The sequence below is a fragment of the Actinophytocola sediminis genome (assembly GCF_054779715.1).
In genome coordinates this window covers 67,562-94,007 of record NZ_BAAGXS010000033.1, presented here as the reverse complement: position 1 = coordinate 94,007, position 26,446 = coordinate 67,562, and the positions used below count along the sequence as shown (strand labels likewise).

Sequence of the window (26,446 nt, the reverse complement as noted above, 5' to 3'; positions counted from 1 at the left end):
GCTGAGTCAGCTGGCCAGGAGTTCCACCTGGGCGAGGGTGACCGTCGGTGTTCCGGTGTTCTCGGTGATGTCCAGCCGGTAGTGGGTGTAGTGCCCGGGGTTGGTCACGGTGAACGCCCTGGTCTGCCGCCGCCACCGGAAGGTCTCCCTCGTCCGTTCGTCCAGCACGACCCAGTTGGTTCCGTCGGACGACCCGCGCAGCGCCCAGCCGCGCGGGTCGTCCCGGCCGGTGCCGGAGGTCAGCGTGTAGCAGCGGACGGTCGCGCCGGTGCCGGAGGTCCGGTATCCCACCCACGCGGTCGGGGTGCGGAAGGTGACCTGGGTGCGGCTGGTGTCGTCGAACAGCGCGGCCACGTTCGGCCCGTCGCTGCCCTCCCCGTGCCCGTCCACGTCGCAGGTGAGGTCGAACATCGTGCGGGGCTGGGTGTCGGGCGGGGTCAGTGAGGGCGGCAGCGCGTCGGGTTCGCAGCCCCATCGGGATGGCTCGGACCCCATCTGGAAGTCGAGTACCGCGCCCTTGGCGATGACCTCGTGCGGCAGCCAGGCCTTGTCCCACGGGACGCCGTTGACCGTCAGGCCGTGCACGTAGACGTTGGTCGGGCTGTTGTTCGGCGCGTTCACCACGAGCGTGGTGTCCGGGCCCAGTCGTACGGCCATCCTGCGGAACAGCGGTGAGCCGATCACGTACTCGGGGCTGCCGACGCGCAGCGGGTACAGGCCAAGCGCGCTGAGCAGCCACCAGGCCGACATCTCGCCGTTGTCCTCGTCGCCGAGGTATCCCTGGCCGATCTCGCTGCCGGCGTAGAGCCGGGACAGCACCTCGCGCACCTTCTCCTGGGTGCGCCATAACGCGCCGGCGTAGGCGTACATGTAGATGATGTGGTGTGCGGGCTGGTTGGCGTGGCCGTACTGGCCCATCCGCACGTCGCGAGCCTCTGGCATCTCGTGGATGGTGCGCCAGTAGGCGCCGCGGGCGCGGCCGGTCTCCTGGGTGGCGAAGAACTCGTCGAGCTTGGTGGCCAGCGCGGCGCGGCCGCCGAGCAGCGCGGCGAGTCCGGCGCCGTCGTGGGGGACCGAGAACGCGGTGTTCCAGCCGTTGGTCTCCACGTAGTCCCCGCCCCAGGCGCGCGGGTCGTAGGAGGTGGCGGCCTGGCGCCAGCGGCCGTTGTCCTTGCGGCCCTGGAAGAATCCGGTGTTCGGGTCGAACGCGTGCACGTAGTTGCGTGCCCGGTCGAGGAAGTACTGGTGGTTGTCGCGGTCGCCGACGGCGGCGGCGAGGTTGGCGATGGCGAAGTCGTTGACGCAGCCTTCCAGCGTCCAGGACAGTCCTGACTGGACGGACGTGGGCGTGTAGCCGAGGAAGATCGAGCGGGCGAGTCCCTTGCGCCCCACGGCGTCGGCCGCCGGGGTGACGGTGGCGTTGCGCAGGGCGGCCTCGTAGGCGGCGCGCAGGTCCAGGTCGCGGACGCCCTTGAGGTAGGCGTCGGCGAACGCGGCGTCGGAGCTGGTGCCGGTCATCAGGTCGGCGTGGCCGGGGGAGGACCAGCGGGCGATCCAGCCGGAGTCCCGGTACTGCTGGACGAACCCGTTGGCCAGCTCGGCGCAGCGCACGGGGTCGAGCAGCGCGTAGGCGGGCCAGGTGGTGCGGTAGGTGTCCCAGAACCCGTTGTTGACATAGACCCGGCCGGGCACGAGGGTGGCGCCGGTCTGGGTGGGGGTGTTCTTCTTGGCGGGCTTGGTGAACGGGCTGGCGTAGGCGTAGGTGGGGTTCTCGACGGTGCCGGTGTTCTCGTGGCCGCGGTTGGGGTAGAGGAACATCCGGTACAGGTTCGAGTAGAGGGTCACCAGTTGGTCCTCGGTCGCCCCGTCGACCTCCACCCGGTCGAGGATGCCGTCCCACAGTTGGGCGGCGCGTTCGCGCACGGTGTCGAAGGTGTCCTCGTCGGCGATCTCGAGCCACAGGTTGCGTTTGGCCTGTGCGAGGCTGATCAGTGAGGTGGCCACGCGCATGGTGACGACGGTTTCGCCGTCGGGGTCGGGTTCGAACCGCAGGTAGCCGCTGACCTTGCGGGACAGTCCGCGCCGCAGCCGGCCGCCGGAAACGATCGGGCGGTCGAAGGTGGCGTGGACGAACATCCTGGTCGCGCCGGCGGACAGTCCACTGCGGACGTCGGAGTAGCCGGCGACCGTGCCGGCCACGGTGTCCAGGGTGAGGCCGCCGCGCCGGGTGATGTTGTCGAAGATCAGGTTCGCGTCCTCGCCGGGGAAGGTGAACCGGAGCATGGCCGCGTGGTTGGTGGGCGCGATGTCGACCCGGATGCCGTTGGTGAACCGCACGCCGTAGTGGTGGGGGCGGGCGAGCTCGTTGCCGTGGCGGAAGGTCAGTGCGCGGGCTCGGCGGCCGGCGCGGGGGGTGCGGGCGGCGGCCGAGGGCAGTACCTGGAAGGTTTGCCGGTCACCCATCCAGGGGCTCGGCTGGTGACTGACCGAGAACGCCTGTAGGGCCGGGAGGTTCTGGTCGGTGTTGGCGCGCTGGTAGGTGTAGATCCAGTCGGTGGCGCCCGCGTCGGTGACCGGGGTCCAGAAGTTGAACCCGTGTGGCACGGCGGTGGCGGGGAAGGTGTTGCCCCGGGAGTAGGCCTTGGTGGAGTTGCTGCCCCGGGTGGTGATCACGTGGTCGACCGGCCTGCGGTGGTCGACCCGGTGCCGGTCGGCGATGGTGATGTCGTCGAGCCAGCCGGCGAACCGGGCCGGGCCGGCGGGGTTGTCGTAGCTGAGCAGGACCCTGGTCACGACCTTGCCCTCGGCCACGCCGCCGATGCGCACGAACCGCCGGTTCCACTGGTGGGGGGCCAGCGCCTTGGACTCGCCCTGTCCTCTGGCGGTGAGTGGGAAGCCGAGTTGGTCGGTCAGGCCGAGCTCGCTGAGGCGGGAGCCGTCGTCGAAGGCCAGGTCGACCGCGACGTAGGTGCTCGGGTAGCGCAGGTCCTCGCCGAGCAGTTCGGGCAGGATCACGTACTCGAGCACGGTGTCGCGGGAGACCAGCAGGTCGACCAGGAACAGTTTGTTGACCACGCTCGCCTGGCCGCGGCCGGGGTGGCCGCCCTGGTAGCGCAGTGCGCGGACGCCGGTGAAGCCGACGCCGGGTTTGGCGGTGTAGGGCGCGGTGGGGCCGGCGCCCTCGCGGGTGCTCATCGTGGCCCCGGCGGCTCTCGGCGCGCCGTTCTGGTCGTGGTCGACCTCGTCGATCCAGGTCAGTGGGGGGTCGGTGTTCTCGAAGGACGAGAAGAAACCCCGAGCACTCATGCAGCGACACTCCTCGCAGGGTCGATCGACGCCGGTGGCGCATGATCCCATTTCCGGCGCGCGCGGTCACGAAGCACCCTGCTGGCCGGTGCTTGACCTACACCTAGGTCCAGCTCATAGCGTTCCTGACACCCGGTTCGCCGGGATTGTCGGTACCCGGTGCTTCACTGGTTGAGCACTCGTCACACCAGGGGGAACAGTTCGATGAGCATGGAGACCACGGCGTGGAACTCGCTGTACAACGCGATGCACGCCACCGAGGACCGGCGGCCGTTCTCGGCGCGCACGCTGCGGCGCATCGCCGGGTTCGCCCGCCCCCACCGCCGGCTGCTCGGCTGGTTCATGCTGCTCAGCGTGGTCTCGGCGGTGTTGGCCGTGGCCACGCCGGTGCTGGCCGGTCGCGTGGTGGACGCGATCGTGGCCGGGTCGGCGTCCTCGGTGGTGGTGGGCCTGGCGGTGGTGATCGCGGGGATCGCGGTCGCGGAGGCGGGGCTTGGCCTGGTCACCCGGTGGTTGTCGGCGCGCATCGGTGAGGGCCTGATCCTGGACCTGCGCACCACGGTGTTCGACCACGTGCAGCGGATGCCGATCGCGTTCTTCATGCGCACCCGCACCGGCGCGTTGGTCAGCCGGTTGAACAACGACGTGATCGGCGCGCAGCGGGCGTTCAGCGACACCCTCTCCGGTGTGGTCGCCAACCTGGTGATGCTGGTGCTGACGCTGGTCGTGATGATCGGTATGTCGTGGCAGATCACGTTACTGGCGCTGGTGCTGCTGCCGGTGTTCGTGCTGCCGGCGCGGCGCATGGGCACCCGGCTGGCGCGCCTGGAGCGGGAGGCGGCCAACCACAACTCGATGATGAGCACGCAGATGACCGAGCGGTTCTCCGCGCCGGGCGCGACGCTGGTGAAGCTGTTCGGCCGGCCCGGTGAGGAGTCGACCGAGTTCGCGGTGCGGGCCCGGCGGGTGCGGGACATCGGGGTGCGCGCGGCGATGGTGCAGTGGGTGTTCATCACCTCGCTGACGCTGGTGTCGGCGTTGGCCCTGGCCCTGGTCTACGGCGTCGGTGGGTTCTTCGCGCTGCGCGGCGAGTTGGACGCGGGCACGGTGGTCGCGCTGTCGTTCCTGCTGACCCGCTTGTACGCGCCGCTGACCGCGTTGGCCAGCGCGCGGGTGGACGTGATGAGCGCGTTGGTGTCCTTCGAGCGGGTCTTCGAGGTGCTCGACCTGACCCCGCTGATCATCGAGAAGCCGGACGCGGTCGCGGTGCCCGACGGTCCGGTCGCGGTGGAGTTCGACCACGTGCGGTTCGCCTACCCGTCGGCGGACAAGGTGTCGCTGGCCTCGCTGGAGGAGGTGGCGAAGCTGGACACCCGTGGGGGTGTGGACGTGCTGCACGACCTGTCCTTCCGGATCGAGCCGGGTCAGCTGGTGGCGTTGGTCGGTTCGTCGGGTGCGGGGAAGTCGACGATCGCCTCGCTGGTGCCCCGGCTCTATGACGTCGACTCCGGCGCGGTGCGGCTGTCCGGGGTGGACGTGCGCGATCTGGGGTTCGCCTCGATCCGCCAGACGCTCGGGCTGGTCACCCAGGACGGTCACCTGTTCCACGAGTCGGTGCGCTCGAACCTGCTGTTGGCCAGGCCGGCGGCCACCGACGAGGAGTTGTGGGAGGCGCTGGGCCGGGCCCGGCTGGACACGTTGATCACCTCGCTGCCCGACGGGCTGGACACGATCGTCGGTGAGCGCGGCTACCGGCTCTCCGGTGGTGAGCGGCAGCGCCTGACGATCGCGCGGCTGCTGCTGGCCCGCCAGCGGGTGGTGATCCTCGACGAGGCGACCGCGCATCTGGACTCCACGTCGGAGGCGGCGGTGCAGGCGGCGTTGGGTGAGGCGTTGGCGGGGCGGACGGCGTTGGTGATCGCCCACCGGTTGTCCACGGTCCGGGCGGCCGACCAGATCCTGGTGATCGAGGACGGCCGGGTGGTGGAGCGGGGGACCCACACCGAGCTGTTGGCGGTGGGCGGGCGGTACGAGGAGTTGTACCGGACCCAGTTCGAGCAGGCCCCGAACGGGGTGATTGCCTGAGTCGGTGCTGGATGAGCTGCTGTGCCGGGGCTGGCCGGCGCTGGCGGAGTCCGCTGTGGACGGCTGGCTGGTGCGGGTGTCGGCCGGGGTGACCCAGCGGGCGAACTCGGTGGTCCCGCTCGGCGAGCCGGCCGAGGTGGACCGGGCGGTGGCCGAGGTGGAGCGGGTGTACGCGGCGGCCGGTCTGCCGGCGGTGTTCCAGGTGGGGCCGGCGGCGCGGCCCGCCGATCTGGACGCCCGGTTGGCCGTGCGCGGCTACACCACGGGCTCGCCGACGCTGGTGCAGGTCGCGGACGTGGCGACGGTGCTGGCCGGGCTGGCGGGCGCGCCGGTGCCGGTGACGGTCAGCGGTGAGCCGGACGAGGAGTGGCTGGACCTGTGGTGGCGGGTCGACGGCCGGGGTGACGCCGCGGCGTTGGCGGTGGCCACGAGGATCCTCACCGGTGGCCCGGCGCGCTACGCGACGGCCAGGGGCGCCGACGGGCGGGCGGCGGCGGTGGCCCGGTTGGCGCTGGTGGGGGAGTGGGGCGGGTTGTACTGCCTGGCGGTCCGCCCGGACGCCCGGCGCCAGGGCCTGGCGGCCGCGGTGACCCGCGCGCTGGCGGCCTCAGCCGAGAGCGGTGGCGTGCGGCGGTTGTGGCTCCAGGTCCGGGAGGAGAACGCGGCGGCCAGAGCGTTGTACGCCGGCACCGGGTTCACCACGACGGCCCGCTACCACTACCGGACCCAACCAGTGGGGCCCGCTGGACCGGGTCGTTGACCGGTCGTCACTTTCTCGGCTGTGGCGTTCGCTCCATGGTGTGTCGAGGTGGGCCTCGATCCGTGGTTGACCGTAAGCCTCAACCACGGATCGAGGGTGCGTCAGACGGTGGACAGGAAGCGGTCCAGGACGTTCGCGCCGAAGCGCAGGCCCTCGACCGGGACCCGTTCGTCGACGCCGTGGGCCATCAGGCGGTAGTCGAAGTTCTCCGGCAGCCACAGCGGCGCGAACCCGAAACAGTCGATGCCCAGCGGCGCGAAGGCCTTCGCGTCGGTGCCTCCGCCCAGGCAGAACGGGACCACCACACCCTCGGGGTCCTCGGCCACCAGCGCGTCGGCCATCGCGGTGAACCACGGCGAGTCGACCGGGGTCTGCACCGGCGGCTGGTCGGCCAGGAACTCCCGGGTCACCTCCGGGCCGAGCAGGCGGTCCACCTCGTCGAGCAGTTCCCGCTCGGTCCCGGGCAGTACCCGGGTGTCCACCCTGGCCTGCGCCAGGCCGGGGATCACGTTCACCTTGTAGCCGGCGGAGAGCACCGTGGGCGTCGTGCTGTTGCGGATGGTGTTCTCCGCGATCTTGGCCGCCGGCCCGAAGCGGCGCAGGGTCGCGTCCACGCCCTCGTCGCTGGACAGGTCGACCGGCAGGCCCAACGCCGTCCCGGCGCGCTCGAAGAACGCCCGCACGGTCGGCGTCAGGCGCACCGGCCACCGGTGTTCGGCCAGCCGGTTCACCGCGGCCACGAGCTTGGTCACCGCGTTGTCGTCGTTGCGCCGGGAACCGTGTCCGGCCCGGCCGTTGGCGGTGAGCAGCAGGTGCGAGGTGCCCCGCTCGGCCGTGGCCACCGGGTAGAGGCGCACCGGCTCACCGGCCGCGTTGACCGCGCGCACCGTGTAGCCCCCGGACTCGCTGATCGCCGCGCCGACCCCGTCGAACAGGCCGCGGTGCTCGGCCACCAGCCAGTGCGCGCCCCAGTCGCCGTTGTCCTCCTCGTCGGCGACGAAGGCCAGCACGATGTCCCGCCGCGGCGCCCGGCCCTCGGCCGCCCACCGGTGCAGCACGGTCAGCAGCGTGGCGCACATGTCCTTCATGTCCACCGCGCCCCGGCCCCACACGAAGCCGTCGCGGATCTCGCCGGCGAAAGGGTGCACCGACCACTCGGCCGGCTCGGCGGGCACCACGTCGAGGTGGGCGTGCACCAGCAGCGGCGCCAGCGACGGGTCGCGCCCGGACACCCTGGCCACCACGTTGCTGCGCCGCGGCGAGCGCTCCAGCAGCCTCGGCGCCACCCCGGCCGCGGACAGGTGCTCGGCGACGAACTCCGCGGCCTCCCGCTCACCGTGGGAGGAGCCGCCGCCGAGGTTGGTGGTGTCGAACCGGATCAGTTGCGCGCACAGGTCCTCGACCGCCGGCTCACCCATAGCTTCCCTCCACGGCACCGCTCGCGATCGCGGTGACCACCTTGAACGCCTTCATCGCCTCGGTCATCGACGCCGCGTCGAACCCGACCCGGCGCACGTCGAGCTGGTCCACGGTGGGGATGACCGCGGTGGCGGCGGCCAGGTGCGCGGCGTCGAACTCCACCTCGATCCGGTGGGCGGCGGCCGAGCCGGTGAACCGGCCGGCGCGGGTCATCGCGGTGGCCGCCGCGGCGGTGATCTCCTCGGCGGTCACCGCGGGCGGTTTGCAGATCGCCGCGTAGCGGCTCACGCACTCCTTCACCGCGACCGCGCCCGCCCCCGGCGCGTAGTCGGCGGCGTCCAGGCAGGTCAGGTCGTCGCCGGTGACCAGCAGGACCGGTACGCCGTGTTCGGCGGCCAGCGCGGCGTTGAGCCGGCCCTCGCTGGCCAGGACCCCGTCCAGCCACACGCCGGTGATCTGGTTGGGTAGGTAGGTGTGTGACAGCACCCCCTCCACCCCGGCCGCGGTGTGATAGCCCAGGAACACCACCCCGTCCACGCCGCTGTCGATTCCCTGCATCATCGACAGCGGCTTGTGCTTGCCGGTGAGCATCACCGCCCGGGTGTCCAGCTCCTCGAGCAGGATGTTGCGCTGGGTCGAGTGCGCCTCGTTGACCAGCACCGCGCTCGCGCCGCCGGCGACCAGGCCGGCAACACACGCGTTGACGTCCCCGGTGAACACCGGTCGCAGCCGCGTCCACTCCGGGGTTCCGATAGCCACGTCCGCCGTCCAGGTGACGCCGGTGGCGCCCTCCATGTCGGCCGAAATCATGATCCGCACGGGTCACACGTTACGGCTTGGTACACGTTGCCGACAGCGATTGACTTCCTCGGGCGGCAAGTGGTTACTTCCTCTCAACTATCAGGAAGAGGTGATCAACTGTGAGATCGAGGCGTGTCGCGCTCGGTATCACCTTGCTTGTGTCCGCCCTGGTCACGGTACCCGTAGCGGTGCCGGCCGGCGCGGCCACGACCGCACAGGCGGCACCGGCTGTGAAGGCCGAGCGTGGCAACCAGACCAAGCTTCTCCGGGTGGGGGTCACCCAGGAGGTTGACTCGCTGAACCCGTTCATCAGCATCACCAGAACGGGCACGGACATCCTGCGCACCGCCTTCGACTTCCTCACGGTCTACAACCAGGAGGAGCAGAAGCCCATCGGCGGCCTCGCCGAGAGCTGGGAGACCTCCGAGGACCAGCTCACCTGGACCTTCACCCTGCGCCCGGACCTGAAGTGGTCCGACGACCAGCCGCTGACGGCCAAGGACGTGGCCTTCACGTTCAACACGATGCTCACCAACGAGGTCGCGCGCACCGCCAACGGCTCCTACACCGCGCAGTTCGAGTCGGTGGAGGCCCCCGACGAGCGCACCCTGGTGATCACGACCAAGGTGCCGCAGGCGACGATGACCGCGCTGGACGTCCCGATCGTGCCCGAGCACATCTGGTCCAAGGTCACCGACATCGGGGCCACGCCGCAGTTCCCGATGGTCGGCAGCGGCCCGTACACGATCACGGAGTTCAAGGAAGCGCAGTTCACCAAGATGGCCGCCAACGACAACTTCTGGCGCGGCCGGCCCAAGATCGACGAGCTGCACTTCATCTACTACCGCAACGCCGACGCCGCGGTCACCGCGCTGCAGAACGGCGAGATCGACCTGGTCAACCGGCTCACCCCGACCCAGTTCGACTCGCTCAAGGCCGACCCGAACATCGCGCTCAACCAGGCGCAGAACCGCCGGTTCGACGAGATCCTGCTCAACCCGGGCGCGGCCACCGCCGACGGCACCCCGATCGGCGACGGCAACCCCGCGCTCAAGGACATCAAGCTCCGCCAGGCCATCGCCACCGCGATCGACACCGAGACCCTGGTCGACAAGGTCTGGAGCGGCTACGGCGAGGCGGCCGCCGGCTACATCCCGCCGGTGTTCAAGGAGTTCACCTGGACCCCGCCGGACGACCTCAAACGCGAGTTCAGCCTCGAGGAGGCCAACAAGCAGCTCGACGAGGCCGGCTACCGCATGGGCCCGGACAACGTCCGGCTCGACAAGCAGGGCAAACCGCTCAACCTGCGCCTGCTCACGCACGCCGAACGCAACGTCGACGAGACCGCAGGACCGTTCGTCAAGGGCTGGCTGGCCGACATCGGCATCAACGTGACCATCCAGGCGGTGTCGGACACCCAGGCCAACGAGGCCACCACCCGCGGCGAGTTCGACCTGGCGTTCTCCGGCTGGAGCGCCAACCCCGACCCCGACTACGTGCTGTCGCTGCAGACCTGCGCCAACCGGCCCAACGCCCAGGGCACGGGCGGCACGCCGGACTCCTTCCTGTGTGACGAGGAGTACGACAAGCTCTACACCCAGCAGCTGCAGGAGTTCGACCGCGGCAAGCGGGTCGAGATCGTCAAGCAGATGCAGGAGATCCTGCACGAGCGGGCCACGCTGGTCATCCTCGGCTACGAGAACGCGCTCGAGGCCTACCGCAAGGACTCCTTCGAGGGCTTCTCCCTGCAGCCGCGCGAAGGCGGCGTGATCATGAACCAGCAGGCCTACTGGGGCTACTACGGCGCCACGCCCGCTGGTGAGGGCCCGGTCCCGGTGTTCACCGACGACGGCACGGCCGCCGAGGGCGAGGCCGACACGACCGACGCCGCCGCCGCCGAGGAGAGCAGCAACACCGGGCTGATCCTGGCCATCGTCGGCGGCGTGCTCATCGTGCTGTTGATCGGTGGTTTCCTGCTGGCCAGGGGACGCCGCAAGACAGCAGAAGACCGCGAGTAGGAAAGCGAGTAGCGAACACACGTGTCGGACATCCTCACCCCGACCGAGAACGCGCTGGCGGAGGTGTCGCCATCCAGCAGAGGTGGCGGCACCCTCCGCTACGTGCTGACCAAGATCGGTGGCGGTCTGGTCAGCCTGGCGTTGGTCATCGTGCTCGGGTTCCTGCTGTTCCGGGTGTTACCCGGCGACGTCGTCCAGAGCATGTTCCGCGGCCGGCCGGCCTCACCGCAGCAGATGGCCGAGTTCATCGCCCGTCACGGACTGGACAGACCGCTGCCCGAGCAGTTCCTGTACTACGTGACGGGTCTGTTCCAGGGTGACCTCGGCCAGTCCTACGTGTTCAACGTGCCGGTCGCCGAGAAGATCCTCGAGCGGCTCTGGCCGACGGTGCTGCTGGTGGGCACCGCGACGATCATCTCCGTGGCGCTCGGGCTGTGGCTGGGCACCCGGTCGGGGTGGCGGCGGGGGAGCCGGTTCGACCGGGTCTCCACCGGCGTCGCGTTGGCCCTGTGGTCCACGCCCACGTTCTGGCTCGGCATGCTGCTGCTGGCCGCGACCAGCGGGCTGTTCCCCACCGCCGGGCTGGTCTACTCCGACACCCCACCCGACTTCCTGTCCCAGGCACTGGACATCGCCCACCACATGGTGCTGCCCACCATCACCCTGGTCGCGGTGCTCTACGCCCAATATCAGCTGGTCATGCGCTCGTCGCTGCTGGAGGAGATGGGCGCGGACTACCTGACCACCGCCAGGGCCAAGGGCCTGCGCGACGACCTGGTGCGCCGCCGCCACGCGGTGCCCAACGCGTTGCTGCCCACGATCACCCTGGTGTTCCTGCACATCGGCATGGTGATCGGCGGCGCGGTGACCACCGAGACCGTGTTCTCCTGGCCGGGCCTTGGCCTGCTGACCTACGACGCGCTGCGCGTGCGGGACCTGCCGCTGCTGCAGGGCGCGTTCGTCGTGCTGGCCGCCGCGGTGATCTTCATGAACGTGCTCGCCGACGTGCTCTACCGCGTACTCGACCCCCGGGTGCGTGCCTCATGACCGACACCCCCAACACCCCCAGCGCCCGCACCCTGGCCTGGCGCCGCCGCGGCACCGCGTTCGCCGCCGGCTGGCGCCAGTACGCCAGCCAACGCACCGGCCTGGTCGGACTCGGGCTGCTCCTGCTGATCGTGCTGCTGGCCGTGCTCGCCCCCTACATCACCGACCAGGAGGGCCTGGACGTCACCCAGGCCACCGGCGGCCGGATGGAACCACCCAGCGGCGAGTACCCGCTGGGCACCGACCGGGTCGGCCGCTCGGTGCTGCTGCTGACCCTGTGGGGCGCGCGGGTGTCGCTGCTGGTCGGGTTCGTGGCCACGCTGCTGTCCATCGCGATCGGCACCATCATCGGCATCCTGGCCGCGCACTACGGCCGCTGGGTCTCCGCCGGCCTGATGCGGATCACCGACTTCTTCCTGGTGCTGCCCTCGCTGGTGCTGGCGATCGCGCTGTCCACGGTGATGGAACGCGGCATCGGCACGATCATCCTCGCCATCGGGCTCACCTCCTGGCCCGCGGCGGCCAGGCTGGTCCGCGCCCAGACCCTGACCATCGAGGCCCGGCCCTACATCGAACGCTCCAAGGCGCTGGGCGGCGGGGACGTGCACGTGATCAGCAAACACGTGCTGCCGGCGGTGCTGCCGCTGGTGTTCGTCAACACCACCCTCGCGGTCGGCTCGGCGATCGTGCTCGAGTCGACGCTGTCGTTCCTCGGCCTCGGCGACCCGGACCCGATGCGCCCCTCGTGGGGCTCGATGCTGCGCTCGGCGTGGCTGGACAGCGCGGTCATCGCGGGCGCCTGGTGGTACCTGCTGCCGCCGGGCATCGCGATCGGGATCGTCGTGCTGGCGTTCACCATGTGCGGACGGGCACTGGAAGCCGTCCTCAACCCACGGCTGCGGGAGGGCTGAGGCATGTCGGAGAACCCGCCACTGCTGGAACTGAAGGACCTGACCGTCCGCTACGGCGGCCGCGCCCGCGAGGTCGAGGCCGTCCGCGGGGTCGACCTGACCCTGCAGGCCGGCGAGACCCTCGGCCTGGCGGGGGAGTCCGGCTGCGGCAAGTCGACCCTGGCCATGTCGGTGCTGCGGCTGCTGCCGCCCTCCGCCACGATCGGCGGCCAGATCCTGCTGGCCGGCCAGGACGTCTCCACCATGAAATGGGGGCGGCTGCGGGCGCTGCGCTGGACCACGGCTTCGATCGTGTTCCAGGGCGCCATGCACGCGCTCAACCCGGTGCGCCGGGTGCGTGACCAGATCGCCGAACCCATCGTGCTGCACGCCGACACCCCGCCGACGGCCGCCGCGCTGCGCAAACGGGTCGACGCGCTGCTGGCCCAGGTGGAGCTGCCATCGGCCAAGGGCGAGTCCTACCCCCACGAGCTGTCCGGCGGGCAGAAACAGCGCGTGATGATCGCGATGGCGCTGGCCTGCGACCCCCGGCTGGTGATCGCCGACGAGCCGACCACCGCCCTGGACGTGATCGTCCAGGCCCAGGTGCTGGAACTGCTGACCAAACTGGTCGCCGAGCAGGACATCGGCCTGGTGATGATCAGCCACGACCTCGCCGTGCTGGCCGCCACCTGCCGGCGCCTGGCCGTGATGTACGAGGGGAAGCTGGTCGAACAGGGCGAGTCGACCTCGGTGATCGCCAACCCCCAGCACCCGCACACCAGGGCGCTCGCGGCCGCGTTCCCCACCGTCGGCGACCCCGTCTACCGGTACGCGCCGGCCACCAGCAACGAACTGGGCCTGCCCGAGCGGCCGGCGCCGGCCACCGGCGAGCCGCTGCTGGCGGCCAAGGACGTCCAGGTCACCTTCCACGGCCGCGGCCGCCACGTCACCCACGCCGTGGCCGGCGTCGACCTCGACGTGCGCCCCGGTGAGATCGTCGCGCTGGTCGGCCAGTCCGGCTCCGGCAAGACCACCCTCGCCCGCACCATCCTGGGCCTGCAGAAACCCACCGGCGGGCAGATCCTGTTCGACGGCACCCCCATCCCCACCTCGACCCGGGGGCTGCGCACCTACCGCCGCCGCGTGCAGCTGGTGCTGCAGGACCCCACCAGCGCGCTCAACCCCCGCCACAGCGTCTACGAGTCGGTCGCCGAGGGCCTGCGCATCCACCGGGTGCCCGGCGACGAACGCGAGCACGTGGCCGCCGCGCTGGAGGCCGCCGAGCTCCGCCCCCCGGCGGAGTTCATGCCGCTGCTGCCCCACCAGCTCTCCGGCGGCCAACGACAGCGGGTGGTGATCGCCGGCGCCCTGGCCCTGGAACCCCGCCTGCTGGTCGCCGACGAGCCGGTGGCCTCGCTGGACGCCTCGGTGCGCGGCGAGATCCTGGCGCTGCTGCTGCGGCTGCGGGCCCGGCTCGGGCTGGCCGCGCTGGTGATCACCCACGACCTCGGGCTGGCCTGGAACATCGCCGACCGGGTCGCGGTGATGTACCAGGGAGAGCTGGTCGAGGTCGGCGCGGTCGACGACGTGCTCAGCGCACCCCACCACGACTACACCAGGTCGCTGCTGGCCGCGCTGCCGACCACCGGGGTCTGACCAGTCAGTCGCCGGGTCAGTCGCCCGGTCGGGCGCCGACCCGGCGGACCGCCGGGTCGAACACGCTCGCCGCCAGGAACAGCACCGCGCAGCCCAGCATCAGCCAGGCCAGCTCGTGCATCCCGGCGGTGTCGGCGCCATGCCCGAACACCGCCCCGCCCACCGCACCGGCCAGCATCGCGCCCAGATACGAGAACGTGCGCAGCAGCCCGGCCGAGGCGGCCACCCGCGCCGGGTCGGCCTGGTAGTACATCGCGTTCTGGTTGCCCAGGCTGTTGAGCCCCTGCGGGATGCCGATCAGCGCCGAGATCCCGACCAGCGCCCACACCGGGGTGTCGCCCTGCACGAACAGCAGCAGCGCGCACGCGCTCACCTGGGTCACCCCGCCCACGATCAGCTTGCCGCGCACCTGCGCGCGCCGCCCGGTGATCGTCGAGGACAGGATCGCCACCAGGAACGTCGGCAGCAGCACCAGCCCGGCCACCGTCGCCGACAACCCCCGGCCGTGCTCGAGCCACTGGGTGAACCCGAACAGGAACGAGTAGGCCACGGAGAAGGTGACCAGCGTGCGGACGAAGGTGACCAGCAGCGGCACGTTCCCGCCAAGCACCCGCAGGTCGACGAACGGGTCGGCCACCCGTAACTCCCGTACCGCGAACCCGGCGCCGGCCGCCAGCGCCACCACCGCCAGATACCAGCTCGCCGGGTCCATCATGAACAGCAGCAGCGCGGTGAGCGCCACCGCGAACAACCCCATCCCCGGCAGGTCCAGCGGCACCCGCTGGGCGGGCCGCCGGCCCCCACCGGGCAGCCGCCGGGCCCCGTACACCAGACACAGCGCCGCCAGCGGCACGTTCACCAGGAACGTGGCCTGCCAGCCGCCGACGTCGATCAGCAACCCGCCCAGCGGCGGCCCACCGGCCGCCACCGCCTGCCCCGACACCGCCAGCACGGTCAACGCGCCAGAGGGGTTCGCGCCGCCGTCGTGGCGGATCAGGTACATCGCCGCCGGATAGCCCGCGCAGGTCCCCAACCCCAGCAGCACCCGCGCCACCACCAGCACCGGCAGGTTCGGCGCGACGGCCCCCAACACCCCGGCCACCCCGACGGTCGCGGCGCCCACCAGATACAGCGGCCGGGGCCCCACCATGTCCACCAGCCGCCCCGCCACCGGCTGCCCGACCGCGGTCGCCAGATACAGCGCCGACACCAGCCACGCGGTCTCCGATGGCGGCGCGCCGAAGGCCAGCCCGATGGGCACCAGCGCCACCGCGATGATCGAGGAGTTGATCGGATTCAGCACGTTCCCGAGCACCATCGGGGTGATGAGCCGCCGGTCAAACGCGGCAACCGTCATGACACCACGTGCCGTATCGAAGATCGCACGGCCACACGGTAACCCCCGCGCGACCGAAAACCGGCCACTGCGGCAATCAGACCAACGGTCCTGTGTAATCTCAAGCCGCCATGTCTACCACCACCGGGGCCCCACCTGTGACCTCCGCCGACGGCGCGACCACCGCGGAATCCGGGCAGCGGCGCGCACATCCGCTACCGACCCGCACCATCGCGCTCGGCACCATCGGTAGCGTGCTGATCTTCCTCAGCTCGCTGGGCGCGGGCGCGATCCTCGCCCAGGACCCGCTGCTCGGTCGCGGCGCGCTGTCCTGGATCCGGTACGGGCACGGGCGCATGCTCGCCACCCTCGTCCTCTACGTCGGGTTCCTGCTCGTGGTCTGGGCGTGGGTGCGGCTGGGCCGCCACGTGCTCGCCGGCCGCGTCGGCACCCGGCCGGTGCTGGTCGCCGCGGCCTGCTGGATCGTGCCGATGCTGGCCGCCCCGCCGGTGTTCAGCCGCGACGCCTACCTCTACATCGCCTACGGCACCCTGCCCCTGCACGGCTTCGACCCGTTCACCGTCGGGCCGGGCAACCTGGACGTCGACCCCGTGGTGGACAACGTCGACTCGTTCTGGCAGAGCACCCCGGCCCCCTACGGGCCGCTGTTCATCCTGCTGGCCAAGACCGTCATCTCGGTCACCGGCACCAACATGATGCTCGGCGTGCTGCTGATGCGCCTGGGCCTGCTGATCGGCGTGCTGCTGCTGCTGTGGGCGCTGCCCCGGCTGGTGCGCCACCTCGGCGGCCGGCTGCCGGTGGCGATGTGGCTCGCGATCGCCGGCCCGATGACCGTGGTGCACCTGATCGGCGGCCCGCACAACGACGTGCTGATGGTCGGGTTCCTGGCCGCGGGCACCGCGCTGGTGCTGGACCGCAGACACGTGCTGGGCATCGTGCTGGTCACCGTCGGGGTCGCGGTCAAGGCCACCGGCGCGGTGGCGCTGCCGTTCCTGGTGTGGGTGTGGGCCGGACACCTGTCCTCGACCATGTGGCGCAACTTCGCCCGCGCCTGCGCCTGCTCGATCGGGATCTTCGTGGCCACCTTCGCCGCGGCCACCATCGCCTCGGGGGTGAACCTCGGCTGGATCGCCGCGCTGGACGCGCCGACCGCGATCGTGAACTGGCTGTCGCTGCCGACCGGCGCGGGGGAGCTGGTGCACTCGTTCATCGGCCTGGTGATCGACCTGCCGAAGGTGTACTTCGTCAACACGATGCGCGTCCTCGGCGCGCTGCTGATGGTCGTCATCCTGGTCAAGCAGTGGTGGCGGGCCCGCGACGGCGGCCCGGACGCGGTCAAGCGGGCCGCGTTCGCGCTGCTGCTGGTCGCGATCCTCTCGCCGGCCACCCTGCCCTGGTACCTCACCTGGGGCTTCATGCTCGCCGCCGCGCTGCCCTGGAAGCGCCGCCAGCTGGCCGTCCAGGTGAGCCTCGCGGTGTTCCTCGTGCTCACCTACACCCCGGCCGGCGACGACCTGCTCTACGACTGGCTGTTCATCCTGTGCGCCGCCGGCGTGTCGGTGCTGGCCGGGGTCTCGCTGCTGCGCCACGACCCGCTCAACCTGTTCACCACCGACCGCGAGCCGCTCGTCACGGTCGGGCCACGTGCTGCGCACTGAACCGACCACTCTGGACATGACGGCGAGTACCTGGCGACGACCCCTGGTCATCGGCCTGGTCGGCGCGGTGCTGCTGCTCATCGGCGGGCTCGGCGCCGGCGCGGGCGCGGTGACCGACCCGGTGATGTCCGACGGCCCGATCTCCTGGATGCGCTTCGGCCACGGCAAGCTGCTCTCGACCATGGTCGTCTATCTGGGCTACGCGCTGCTGGTGGTCGGCTGGATCCGGCTGGGCCGGGAGGTGATCGCCGGCCGCGTCGGCACCCGGCCGGTGCTGGCCGCCGCGGCCTGCTGGACGGTGCCGCTGCTGGTGGCGCCCGCGCTGTTCACCCGGGACGTGTTCTCCTACCTCGCGCAGGGCGCCATCGCGCTGGCCGGGTTCGACCCGTTCACCGACGGCCCGACCGTGCTGCTGGCCGACCCCGAGTTCATCGAGAACGTGCACCCCTTCTGGCACAGCACCCCCGCCCCCTACGGGCCGCTGTTCATCCTGCTGGTCAAGGGAATCGTCGCGGTCACCGGCACCAACATCGCCGCCGGGCTGCTGGTCGTCAAGCTCACCAACCTGCTCGGGCTGGCGCTGTTGCTGTGGGCGCTGCCCCGGCTGGTGCGCCACCTCGGCGGGAGCCTGCCGGTGGCGGTGTGGCTGATGGTGGCCGGGCCGCTGACCGTGGTGCACCTGGTCGGCGGCCCACACAACGACCTCATCATGATCGGGTTCCTGGCCGCGGGCACCGCGCTGGTCCTGGACCGCCGGCACGTCGCCGGCATCGCGCTGGTCACCGTCGGGGTCGCGGTCAAGGCGAGCGCGGCGGTGGCGCTGCCGTTCCTGGTGTGGGTGTGGGCCGGACACCTGTCCTCGACGCTGTGGCGCAACTTCGCCCGCGCGGCGGCGGGCGCGGTGGCGGTGTTCGCCGCGGTGTTCGCCGTGAGCACGCTCGCCGCCGGGGTCGACCTCGGCTGGGTGACGATGGTGAACGCGTCCTCGCGGCTGGTGAACTGGCTGTCGCTGCCGACCGCGGCCGGCCAGCTGGTGCACGGCATCGTCGGCGCGCCCTTCGACCTGCCCCGCGGCCCGTTCGTCACCGTCACCCGGATCCTCGGCCTGCTGCTGCTGGGCTACGTGCTGGTCCGGCAGTGGTGGCTGGCGCGCGAAGGCGGGGCGGACGCGGTGCGCCGGGCGGCGGTGGCGTTGTTCGCCGTGGCCCTGCTGTCGGCGACCATGCTGCCGTGGTACCTGACCTGGGGCCTGTGCCTGGCGGCGGCGGTGGCGTGGAAGCCGCGCCAGCTCGCGGTCGCGGCGGGCGTCAGTGTGTTCCTGGTCGCACCGTACTCACCCGACGGTGAGCAGCTGACCGACGTGTGGTCGCTGATGATCATCGCGGCGGCGCTGTCGGTGCTCGCCGCGGTCTCCCTGGTGCGGCCGGACCCACTGCGACTCTCCCGGCGACAACCGGAGCGATAACCGGCGCGATAAACGGAGTTGCCGGTGTCGGCGCACTGGGGGAGTCTGCGCGGATGGGCTCCGCATTCCTGGTGAACTTCGTGTACTGCCATCCGATCGGCCACGTCGTCGAGGGACTGCACTACGCGCACGGCTATCACGTGGCCGACCCGGATCGCCGGATCAGTATGGCGCTCAACACAAGCTCGGCCCACGAGCTGACCGGCTACGCCGAGTTCGTCGAGCGCACCTACCCGATCCCGGTGGACCTGTTCGACACCGACGCCGACCACACCAGGGCACTGGCCACCCTTCCGTCCACTTGGGACACTGTGGTGTCCGACTTCCGCGGCTACGACCCGGCACAGCGATCCCTGTTCCCCGGCCTCGCGTCCTGGTTCGACGCGAGCACCGGCCAGCTGAGCGGACAGAAGGGCTTCGCCGGGTTCCCCAAGCCGGTGCCCTACGCGCCGGGGGAGCACCTGCGCCTCACCCTGGCGCCGGACCCGACCAGGATGCCCGGCGACGGCCCGCGGATCGCGATCCTGCCCGGCGGCAGCTCACCGCGCGCCTACTACCCGTCGACCAGCTCCTGGGAGCTGGTCATCGCCGCGCTGGCCGCCCAGTTCCCCACGGCCACGTTCTGTCTGGTCGGCAAGCTGCACGCCGACGAGCGCACCGCCACCACCTTCACCCGCGCCGAGCTCGACCGGCTGACCGCCGCCATGCCCCGCGCCCTGGACGTGGTCGACGAGCCGCTGGTCGACCAGCTGGCGGCGGTGGCCGCCTGCGACGTGCTGGTCTCGCCGCACACCGGTTTCGGCATGGTCGCGCTCGCCGTCGGCACCCCGTGGCTGACCATCGGCGGCAACCGCTGGCCGGAGTACTTCTTCAACGGGGTCCCGTTCTTCACCGTCATCCCCGACCTGGACCGCTTCCCCTGCTACAACCTGATGGCCGAGGACCCGCCCATGGTCACCGACACCGACGGCGGTGAACGCTCGCCGAGCATGACCCAGGCCAGGATCCGGGCCGACCTGGACGAGATCGTCGACGGCGCGGTCCGGCTGATCGACCGCCGGTGGAACTACCAGACCGCGCTGCACGACCACGCCACCCGCATGCTCGACGCCCTCGACGGCGACCGGTCCCGCCTGTGGTCGATCGACAACGTCCTGGTCGACGCCCTCGGCTAGACCCTCGGCTGAGCCGGTCACACCAGGGCGGGCTCGGCGAGGGTGAGCGTGCCCGCGTCGGCGTCCAGGGTGGCCGCCACCCCCAGCGGCACGGTCAGCTGCCCGGGAACGTGACCGAACCCCAGCTCCCACACCATCGGGATGCCCAAGCCCCCCAACAGATCCATCAGCACCGCGTACACCTGCTCCGGTTCCCCGCAGCCGCTCCAGGACCCCAACGCGATGCCGGCGACCCCGGTGAACCACCCGGCCCGCAACAGCTGGGTGACCATCCGGTCGACCTGGTACGGCTCCTCGTTGACGTCCTCCAGCAGCAGGATCGCGTCCTCGGGCGGGGCATCCCCACCGGCCAGCCCCGAGGCCAGCAGGCTCAGGTTGCCCCCGACGATGATCCCGCTGGCGCTGCCGTGGCTCATCGTCGCGACCGACGGGCCGGTCAGCGAGAGCATGGTCTCCGGCTCGAACAGGGTGGCCCGCAGGGACTTCTGCGCGGTGTCGTCGAACGAGCCGGTCGCCACGGTCGGCGAGAACACCGTCGCCAGGCCCAGCTGCGCGCCGATCGCCGAGTGCAGCGTGGTGATGTCGCTGGACCCGGTGAAGATCTTCGGGCCCGCCGCGGCCATCGTCTGCCAGTCCAGCAGGTCGACCATCCGCAGCGTCCCGTAGCCGCCGCGGGCGCAGACCACCGCCTCGATCGCCGGGTCGCACCACGCGCGCTGCAGGTCGGCCGCCCGGTCGGCGTCCCGGCCGGCCAGATAGGGCAGGTCGGGGTGGCGGTCCAGGACGTGGTCGCCGACCTCCACGGTCAGCCCCCACTCCGCCAGCACGCCCACCCCCCGGTCCAGCAGCTCGGGGACCACCGGGCCCGACGGGGCGACCACCGCCACCCGGCTGCCGGCCCGCAACCGCCGCGGCCTGATCCTGCTGGTCGTCATGAGCGCAGCTCCAGCACCGGCACCCCGGGCGGGGTGAAGCCGAACACCTGACCGTAGAAGGACAGCTCGGCCTCGAGCACGGCCCGCATGGTCTGCGCCTTGCGGAACCCGTGCTGCTCACCCTCGAACGTCAGATAGGCGTGCGGCACACCGGAGCCGTCCAGCGAGGCCACGAACCGGTTGGCCTGCACCGGGGTGCACACCATGTCCTCCAGACCCTGCAACAGCAGGACCGGTCCGGCCAGCTGGTCGATCCGGTTGATCGGCGAGCGCTCCACATAGCGGGACTCGTGCTCGGGCAGGGTGCCGACCAGCGAGTCGAGGTAGCGGGACTCGAAGTCGTGGGTCTCGTCGACGAAGCCGAGCATGTCCAGGATCGGGTACATGACGGTCCCGCAGCGGAAGGTGTCGACACTGGTCATCGCCGCCGCCGCGGTCCAGCCGCCGGCCGAGCCGCCGCGGATGGCCAGCCGCGCGGGGTCCGCGGCACCCTCCCGCGCCAACGCGGCGGCCACCTCGGCGCTGTCCTGCACGTCGACCACCCCCCACTGGCCGTTGAGCGACTCGCGGAACTCCCGCCCGTAGCCCGACGAGCCGCCGTAGTCGACGGCCACCACCCCCAGGCCACGGCTGGTGAAGAAGGCGAAGTCCAACGCCAGCGTCGGCCTGGCCTGCCCGGTCGGGCCGCCGTGCACGAACACCAGGTACGGCGGCGCGGTGCCCGGCGGCGCGGCGAAGTCGGGGTTGCGCGGCGGATACACCAGCGCGGGCACCGACCGGCCGTCCTGGCCGGTGAACCGCCGGAGGGTCGGGATCGGCAGGTAGGCCGGGTCGGGCAGGTCGTCGCGGGCGGCGCTGAGCCGGGTGGTCGCGCCGGTGGCCACGTCCAGGCGCACCACCGCGACCCCGGTGGTCGGGGTCCCGGCGGCACTGACCACCGAGGTCCCGTCGGCCACCAGGTCGGCCGACCACCAGGACAGCTCGGTGTCCACGTCGGTCACCGTGGCGGTGTGCTCGTCGAGCACCGCGAGCCGGCTGGACCGCAGGACCGCGAACCGGCCCTCGCCAAGGGCGGTGAACCAGCGGGCGCCGATGGCCCACAGCGGCCCGCCCAACTCCTCGGCGCACGGCGCGAGGTTGGCGGCCGACCCGTCCAGCCCGATGCGGAACAGGTTCCACCAGCCGTCGGGGTCGTTGAGCGCCAGCAGGGACTCCGAGGTCTCCCACTCCACCTGGCACACGCTCTGGCGCGGCCCGCCGGCCAGCACGGTGTGGTCGGCGAGATCGGTGACCGGGGCAACGCACAGGTCGGTGCCGTCCCAGGGCATCCTCGGGTGGTCCCAGCCGATCCAGGCCACCCGGGTGCCGTCGGGGGACAGCCGGGGTCCGGCCAGGAAGTGCTGCCGCGCCCCGAGCGCGGTCACCCCGCCACCGTCGATGGCGACGGTGACCAGGTCGCGGTGCACGTCGGTCGGCAGGTCGCCGGTGACCGTCTCCCGCACGCACAGCACGGTGCCGTCCGGGCCGGGGGACAGGTCGGCGTAGCGCAGCCCGTGTTCCCGCTCGGGCACCGGGGTGATCGGGGTCGGGGCCGCCGGCGCGTCGACCGGGGTGGCGTAGAGGCGCTGGTCGGCCCAGTTGGTGAACACCAGCAGCTCACCGTCCGGGCCGTCGACCACCACCCACGGCCGGCCGCCGTACTCGTGCACGCGGTTGCGGACGTTCCACGGCGCCGGTAAGACCTCGACCGGCCCGTCCGGGCCCTCGTGCAGCACCGCGAGCCGGCCGCCCTCGGTCGGGCGGCTCTCGGCCCACCACACCCGCCCGCGATGCGTGCCGACCCATCGGGGTTCCCCGCCGGACGCGGCCGCCTCGGCGGCGCTCAACGGTGACTCCCAGCTTCCGAATTGTGCGATCTTCACCACGGGCGAAACCCTAACCGGTGGGACGCCCGTAGGGGGCTGTCGATAACGTTCCCGAACAACATCGACTTGTCGCGGAACAGGCCTGCTCGTCGACGTCGTTTGCCGTAGGGTCGGAGGTGCCATGGCTCGTGTCATTCATGTCTTCCGCCAACCTGATCGGTTCGTCGCCGGCACGGTTGGCCAACCCGGCGACCGCACGTTCTACCTGCAGGCTTCGGAGAGCGCCAGGACGATCAGCGTCACGCTCGAGAAGCAGCAGATGTCCGTGCTCGCCGAGCGCATCGGATCGCTCCTGGAGGAGGTCCACCGCCGCTTCGGCGCCGACCTGCCCGATGAGACCCCCGACGACCGGGTCGACCTCGACCCGCTGCGCGTGCCGGTCGAGGAGGAGTTCCGGGTCGGCACCATGGGCCTTGGCTGGGACTCCGAGACCCGCGCGGTGGTCATCGAGCTGCTCGCGATCACCGAGACCGAGGTCGACGAGTCGATCGTGCTCGACGACACCGACGAGGGCCCGGACGCGGTGCGGGTGTTCCTCACCCCGGCCGAGGCGCGGGCCTTCGCCGAGCGCGCCGACCGGGTGATCAACGCCGGCCGCAAACCCTGCCCGCTGTGCGGCGAGCCGCTGGACCCGGCCGGGCACGTGTGCCCCCGGCAGAACGGCTACCGGCGCACCGAGGACGAGACGGAATAACGTGCTGCCGTCCGACCCGGCCGTGGCCGAGCTGCTCGCCCAGGGCCGTATCGAGGTCGAGGGCCGGCTGGTCGACGCCTCCAACGCCACCCTGTTCTGCGAGATCACCGGCGGGGACGCCACCGCGCACTGCGTGTACAAGCCGATCAGCGGCGAGCGGGCGTTATGGGACTTCCCGGACGGCACGCTCGCCGGCCGGGAAGTCGCCGCCTACCTGGTGTCCGAGGCCGCCGGCCTGTCGGTGATCCCGCCGACGGTGCTGCGGCCGGGCCCGTTCGGGCCCGGCATGGTGCAGCTGTGGGTCGACACCAAGGAGGGTGACGACCTGGTCGACGTGCTGGCTCCCCAGGAGGTGCCCGCCGGCTGGCGGGCGGTGTTACGCGCCCACGACCGCCACGGCGACCCGGCGGTGCTCGTGCACGCCGACCATCCGAGCGTGCGGCTGATGGCCGCCCTCGACGTGGTGATCAACAACGCCGACCGCAAGGGCGGGCACGTGCTGCACGGCACCGACGGCCAGGTCTACGGCGTGGACCACGGCATCTGTCTGCACACCGACCACAAGCTGCGCACGGTGCTGTGGGGCTGGTCGGGGGAGCCGCTTGGCGAGGACGTGCTGGCGATGCTGGCCACGCTGCGGGCCGCGGTCGACGACGGGCTGGGGGAGCGGTTGGCCGAGCACCTGACCCGCGCCGAGGTCCGCGCCTTCCACCGCAGGCTGGCCGACCTCCAGCGCATCGACCAGTTCCCCACCCCGGGCGCGGACCACCGCGCCATCCCCTGGCCCGCGTTCTAGCCCGACCGCCCTGAATGCCCCATTCGGGACGCTGACCGTCGCCAATGCCTCATTCAGGGCGGTCGGCGAACTGGACCTGTCGGGTTCGCGCGGTCGGTGCGGCGAACTCCATCAGGCGTCCGCCCTCGTCCACCAGCGCCGCCCGGTCCCTGGCCGACACCGGGGCCCACGGGGTGATCGTCAGCGTGGCCGCCCCGCGCTGGGTACTGATCCGCCACCCGCCGCGCAGGAAACCGTCCACCAGGAACGTCGCCGGGAACACCCCGTTGGGCACGCCGAACAGCCGTTTGCGCAGGTCCTCCGACATCATCCGGGAACGGTCGGCGTAGGAGAGCAGCACGTTGTCGAACTCCGGCAGGAACCGGACCGGCACGGGCAGGTCCGCCTCCGGGCGCGGCGCCTCGGGCAGGTCGTAGAGGTCGCGGCCCTGCTCGTCGGTGAACACCCGCAGGTCGAGCCTGTCCACCACCTCCCGCAGCCGGGTGAGGCCCGACCAGACCTGGATGTCGGCGACCGCCGCCGGCCCGAACGCGGCCAGGTAGCGGCACACCAGCGCGCCGGGGTCGGGGGCCGGGTCCAGCGGACGACCCAGCCAGTCCTGGGCGGTCTGGTAGGCGGTCTGCCCGCTGCGGCCCCACACCGCTCGGGGTGGCACCTGGACCAGCGGCAGCAGACCGCGCGCGGCGTGGGCCAGGGCGGTGGCCGGTCGGTCGGGCCAGCGCAGGGCCAGTGCCGCGCCCAGCTCCTTGGCCGTGTGCGGGCCCCGCGCGAGCACCGCCAGGACGGCCTCGGTCAGGTCGGTGTGGTCCAGGCCGGCCAGCGCGGGCGCGTGCTGGGTGTTGGTGCGCAGGCCGCGGTCCATGATCGGCTGGACCAGGGGCCGCAGCGCGCACGCGTCGGCCGCCGTGACCAGGTGCACCGTGCCCCGCATCAGCGCGAGGCGCACCGCGCGCCGGTCGACCAGCGCGTCGGCCAGCTCGACCGGGTCGAAGTCGACCAGCCGGGTCCACAGCCCGTAGTAGGGCGGGAACGGTGCCTGGGCCTGCATGCCGACCAGGTGGCCGAGCGCGTCGAGCGCGGACAGCTCGGCCCGCTCGATCAGCAGCTGGCGGGCGAGGGTGGCGCGGTTGAGCGCACGCACACTGAGCACGGTCACGACGGTCCCTTGGTCGGCGGCGGAAGTAGTCGGCGGCGGGAGTAACGGAGAATGCGATGAAGGCGTCCTTGCTCGCATTCAACGCGACGACGGCGTCCTTCATCGCACTGGACCGACCGACCCCTCGACCGCGGAGGTTTCGATGAGCGTGTCCCGGCTGGCCGACATTCCCGGCATCGGCGTCGATCTCATGGGTGAGGCCGCCGACGCCGCCGCCGACCCCGACCTGCTGCGGCTGGAGAACCTCGACACCGACCTGCGCCCACCCCGGGTCGCGCTGGACACCACCCGCGCGGCCGTCGACGACGACGCGGCCAACAGCTACCTCCCGTTCCAGGGACGCCTGAGCCTGCGCGCCGCGGCCGCCGCGCACGTCGGCCGGCTCGCCGGCCGCGCCTACGACCCGGCCACCGACTGCGTCAGCGTCGCCGGTGGCCTCAACGGCGTGCTCAACGTCCTGCTCGCGACCGTCGAACCGGGACAGCAGGTCGTCATCGGCGACCCGATCTACGCCGGGCTGGTCAACCGCATCCGCCTCGCCGGCGGCATCCCCCGCCACGTCCCCAGCCGGCCGACCCCCGATGGCTGGGTGACCGACCCGGCCGAGCTGGCCGGCGCCGTGGGCCCGGACACCGCCGCGGTGCTGGTCATGTCACCGGCCATGCCCACCGGCGCGCTGCTGGGCGCCGAGCACTGGGCGGCGCTGGCCCCGGCGGTCGCCGAGCACGACTGCTGGGTGCTCTACGACGCCGCCATGGAACGCATCCGGTTCACCGGCCACCCCGAGCACCCGGCCCGCCACCCGGACCTGGCCGGGCGGACCATCACCGTCGGCTCGGCCACCAAGGAACTGCGGATGATCGGCTGGCGCGTCGGCTGGGTCGTCGGCCCCACGCCGATCATGGCCGATGTCCACCTGGTCGGCCTGACCAACGTCGTCTGCCAGGTCGGCATCGCCCAGCAGGCGGTGGCCGACGCGCTGTCGGCACCCGACGCCGACGCCGACGTGGCCGCGGCGACCGCCACCTGGCGCGAGCGCGCGGAACTGATCCTGCGGGAGCTCGCGGCCTACCCGTGCGTGCGCCCGGCCGGCGGCTGGTCGCTGCTGGTGGACACCCACGCCATGGGACTGGCCCCGGCCGACGCCGCCGCCCGCCTGTTCGACCGCGGCCGGGTCGCGGCCACCCCGATGCCCGGCTGGGGCCCGGCCGGCGAGCGCTACCTGCGCCTGGTGTACGCCAACGAGCCGGTCGAGCGGCTGGGTGACCTGCGGGACCGGTTCGTCGCCGCGTTCGGCTGA

19 protein-coding genes are annotated in these 26,446 nt (G+C 71.8%); 12 read left to right on the top strand and 7 right to left on the bottom strand.

Annotation, left to right across the window (positions count from 1 at the left end):
• Window positions 1-6: 6 nt before the first annotated feature.
• Window positions 7-3,306, bottom strand: a complete 3,300-nt coding sequence (locus ACYVIP_RS21160; protein ID WP_460398915.1) for a GH92 family glycosyl hydrolase — start codon at window positions 3,304-3,306, stop codon at window positions 7-9.
• Between the two features lie 204 nt (window positions 3,307-3,510).
• Here ACYVIP_RS21160 and ACYVIP_RS21155 point away from each other — a divergent pair, with 204 nt between their 5' ends.
• Both ACYVIP_RS21155 and ACYVIP_RS21150 read left to right on the top strand, forming a co-directional pair.
• Window positions 3,511-5,391: an ABC transporter ATP-binding protein gene (locus tag ACYVIP_RS21155; RefSeq protein ID WP_460398913.1), complete on the top strand. Its 1,881-nt coding sequence runs from the start codon at window positions 3,511-3,513 to the stop codon at window positions 5,389-5,391.
• A 4-nt stretch (window positions 5,392-5,395) separates the two neighbouring features.
• Complete coding sequence (locus ACYVIP_RS21150) at window positions 5,396-6,151, top strand: GNAT family N-acetyltransferase (RefSeq protein ID WP_460398911.1); 756 nt, start codon at window positions 5,396-5,398, stop codon at window positions 6,149-6,151.
• A gap of 101 nt (window positions 6,152-6,252) precedes the next feature.
• On the opposite strand, the gene ACYVIP_RS21145 is transcribed toward ACYVIP_RS21150, so the two are convergent.
• Both ACYVIP_RS21145 and ACYVIP_RS21140 read right to left on the bottom strand, forming a co-directional pair.
• The gene (locus ACYVIP_RS21145) at window positions 6,253-7,569 is read right to left on the bottom strand and encodes a M20/M25/M40 family metallo-hydrolase (protein WP_460398909.1); all 1,317 of its coding nucleotides are present in this window, start codon (window positions 7,567-7,569) and stop codon (window positions 6,253-6,255) included.
• Complete coding sequence (locus ACYVIP_RS21140) at window positions 7,562-8,389, bottom strand: M55 family metallopeptidase (RefSeq protein ID WP_460398907.1); 828 nt, start codon at window positions 8,387-8,389, stop codon at window positions 7,562-7,564. Before ACYVIP_RS21140 ends, ACYVIP_RS21145 begins: the two co-directional genes overlap by 8 nt.
• Window positions 8,390-8,490: 101 nt before the next feature.
• On the opposite strand from ACYVIP_RS21140, the gene ACYVIP_RS21135 reads away from it, so the two are divergent.
• Genes ACYVIP_RS21135 through ACYVIP_RS21120 form a run of 4 tightly spaced genes read left to right on the top strand, consistent with a single transcriptional unit; the run spans window position 8,491 to window position 13,985 of the window.
• Entirely contained in the window at window positions 8,491-10,389 is a 1,899-nt protein-coding gene (locus ACYVIP_RS21135) for an ABC transporter substrate-binding protein (protein ID WP_460398905.1), read from the top strand.
• Between the two features lie 30 nt (window positions 10,390-10,419).
• Window positions 10,420-11,436, top strand: coding sequence for an ABC transporter permease (locus tag ACYVIP_RS21130; protein WP_460399185.1), 1,017 nt, complete (start codon window positions 10,420-10,422; stop codon window positions 11,434-11,436).
• Window positions 11,433-12,347 carry an ABC transporter permease gene (locus ACYVIP_RS21125; protein WP_460398903.1) on the top strand — a complete coding sequence of 305 codons (915 nt, stop codon included), beginning with the start codon at window positions 11,433-11,435 and terminating at the stop codon, window positions 12,345-12,347. Before ACYVIP_RS21130 ends, ACYVIP_RS21125 begins: the two co-directional genes overlap by 4 nt.
• Window positions 12,348-12,350: 3 nt before the next feature.
• On the top strand, window positions 12,351-13,985 hold the full coding sequence (locus ACYVIP_RS21120; RefSeq protein WP_460398901.1) for a dipeptide ABC transporter ATP-binding protein: 1,635 nt from the start codon (window positions 12,351-12,353) through the stop codon (window positions 13,983-13,985).
• A gap of 16 nt (window positions 13,986-14,001) precedes the next feature.
• Here the strand turns inward: ACYVIP_RS21120 and ACYVIP_RS21115 are convergent, their stop codons facing one another.
• Window positions 14,002-15,342, bottom strand: coding sequence for an MFS transporter (locus ACYVIP_RS21115; protein ID WP_460398899.1), 1,341 nt, complete (start codon window positions 15,340-15,342; stop codon window positions 14,002-14,004).
• 110 nt (window positions 15,343-15,452) lie between these two features.
• Here ACYVIP_RS21115 and mptB (ACYVIP_RS21110) point away from each other — a divergent pair, with 110 nt between their 5' ends.
• The 3 genes from mptB (ACYVIP_RS21110) to ACYVIP_RS21100 are packed head-to-tail and all read left to right on the top strand — an operon-like array spanning window position 15,453 to window position 19,640.
• Window positions 15,453-17,000 carry a polyprenol phosphomannose-dependent alpha 1,6 mannosyltransferase MptB gene (mptB, locus tag ACYVIP_RS21110; RefSeq protein WP_460398897.1) on the top strand — a complete coding sequence of 516 codons (1,548 nt, stop codon included), beginning with the start codon at window positions 15,453-15,455 and terminating at the stop codon, window positions 16,998-17,000.
• Window positions 17,001-17,016: 16 nt separating this feature from the next.
• Window positions 17,017-18,465, top strand: coding sequence for a polyprenol phosphomannose-dependent alpha 1,6 mannosyltransferase MptB (gene mptB / locus ACYVIP_RS21105; RefSeq protein WP_460398895.1), 1,449 nt, complete (start codon window positions 17,017-17,019; stop codon window positions 18,463-18,465).
• Window positions 18,466-18,518: 53 nt separating this feature from the next.
• Window positions 18,519-19,640 carry a glycosyltransferase family 9 protein gene (locus ACYVIP_RS21100; RefSeq protein WP_460398893.1) on the top strand — a complete coding sequence of 374 codons (1,122 nt, stop codon included), beginning with the start codon at window positions 18,519-18,521 and terminating at the stop codon, window positions 19,638-19,640.
• A 17-nt stretch (window positions 19,641-19,657) separates the two neighbouring features.
• Here the strand turns inward: ACYVIP_RS21100 and ACYVIP_RS21095 are convergent, their stop codons facing one another.
• A complete protein-coding gene (locus tag ACYVIP_RS21095) occupies window positions 19,658-20,575 on the bottom strand; it encodes a S66 peptidase family protein (protein ID WP_460398891.1) in 918 nt (305 codons plus the stop codon).
• On the bottom strand, window positions 20,572-22,500 hold the full coding sequence (locus ACYVIP_RS21090; RefSeq protein ID WP_460398889.1) for a prolyl oligopeptidase family serine peptidase: 1,929 nt from the start codon (window positions 22,498-22,500) through the stop codon (window positions 20,572-20,574). Before ACYVIP_RS21090 ends, ACYVIP_RS21095 begins: the two co-directional genes overlap by 4 nt.
• 121 nt (window positions 22,501-22,621) lie before the next feature.
• On the opposite strand from ACYVIP_RS21090, the gene ACYVIP_RS21085 reads away from it, so the two are divergent.
• Window positions 22,622-23,194 (top strand): DUF3090 domain-containing protein, encoded by a 573-nt coding sequence (locus ACYVIP_RS21085; protein WP_460398887.1) that lies wholly within the window; start codon window positions 22,622-22,624, stop codon window positions 23,192-23,194.
• Between the two features lies 1 nt (window position 23,195).
• Window positions 23,196-23,990, top strand: a complete 795-nt coding sequence (locus ACYVIP_RS21080; RefSeq protein WP_460398884.1) for an SCO1664 family protein — start codon at window positions 23,196-23,198, stop codon at window positions 23,988-23,990.
• Window positions 23,991-24,039: 49 nt separating this feature from the next.
• Here the strand turns inward: ACYVIP_RS21080 and ACYVIP_RS21075 are convergent, their stop codons facing one another.
• Window positions 24,040-25,146 (bottom strand): winged helix DNA-binding domain-containing protein, encoded by a 1,107-nt coding sequence (locus ACYVIP_RS21075; protein ID WP_460398882.1) that lies wholly within the window; start codon window positions 25,144-25,146, stop codon window positions 24,040-24,042.
• Between the two features lie 142 nt (window positions 25,147-25,288).
• On the opposite strand from ACYVIP_RS21075, the gene ACYVIP_RS21070 reads away from it, so the two are divergent.
• The gene (locus tag ACYVIP_RS21070) at window positions 25,289-26,446 is read left to right on the top strand and encodes a pyridoxal phosphate-dependent aminotransferase (protein ID WP_460398880.1); all 1,158 of its coding nucleotides are present in this window, start codon (window positions 25,289-25,291) and stop codon (window positions 26,444-26,446) included.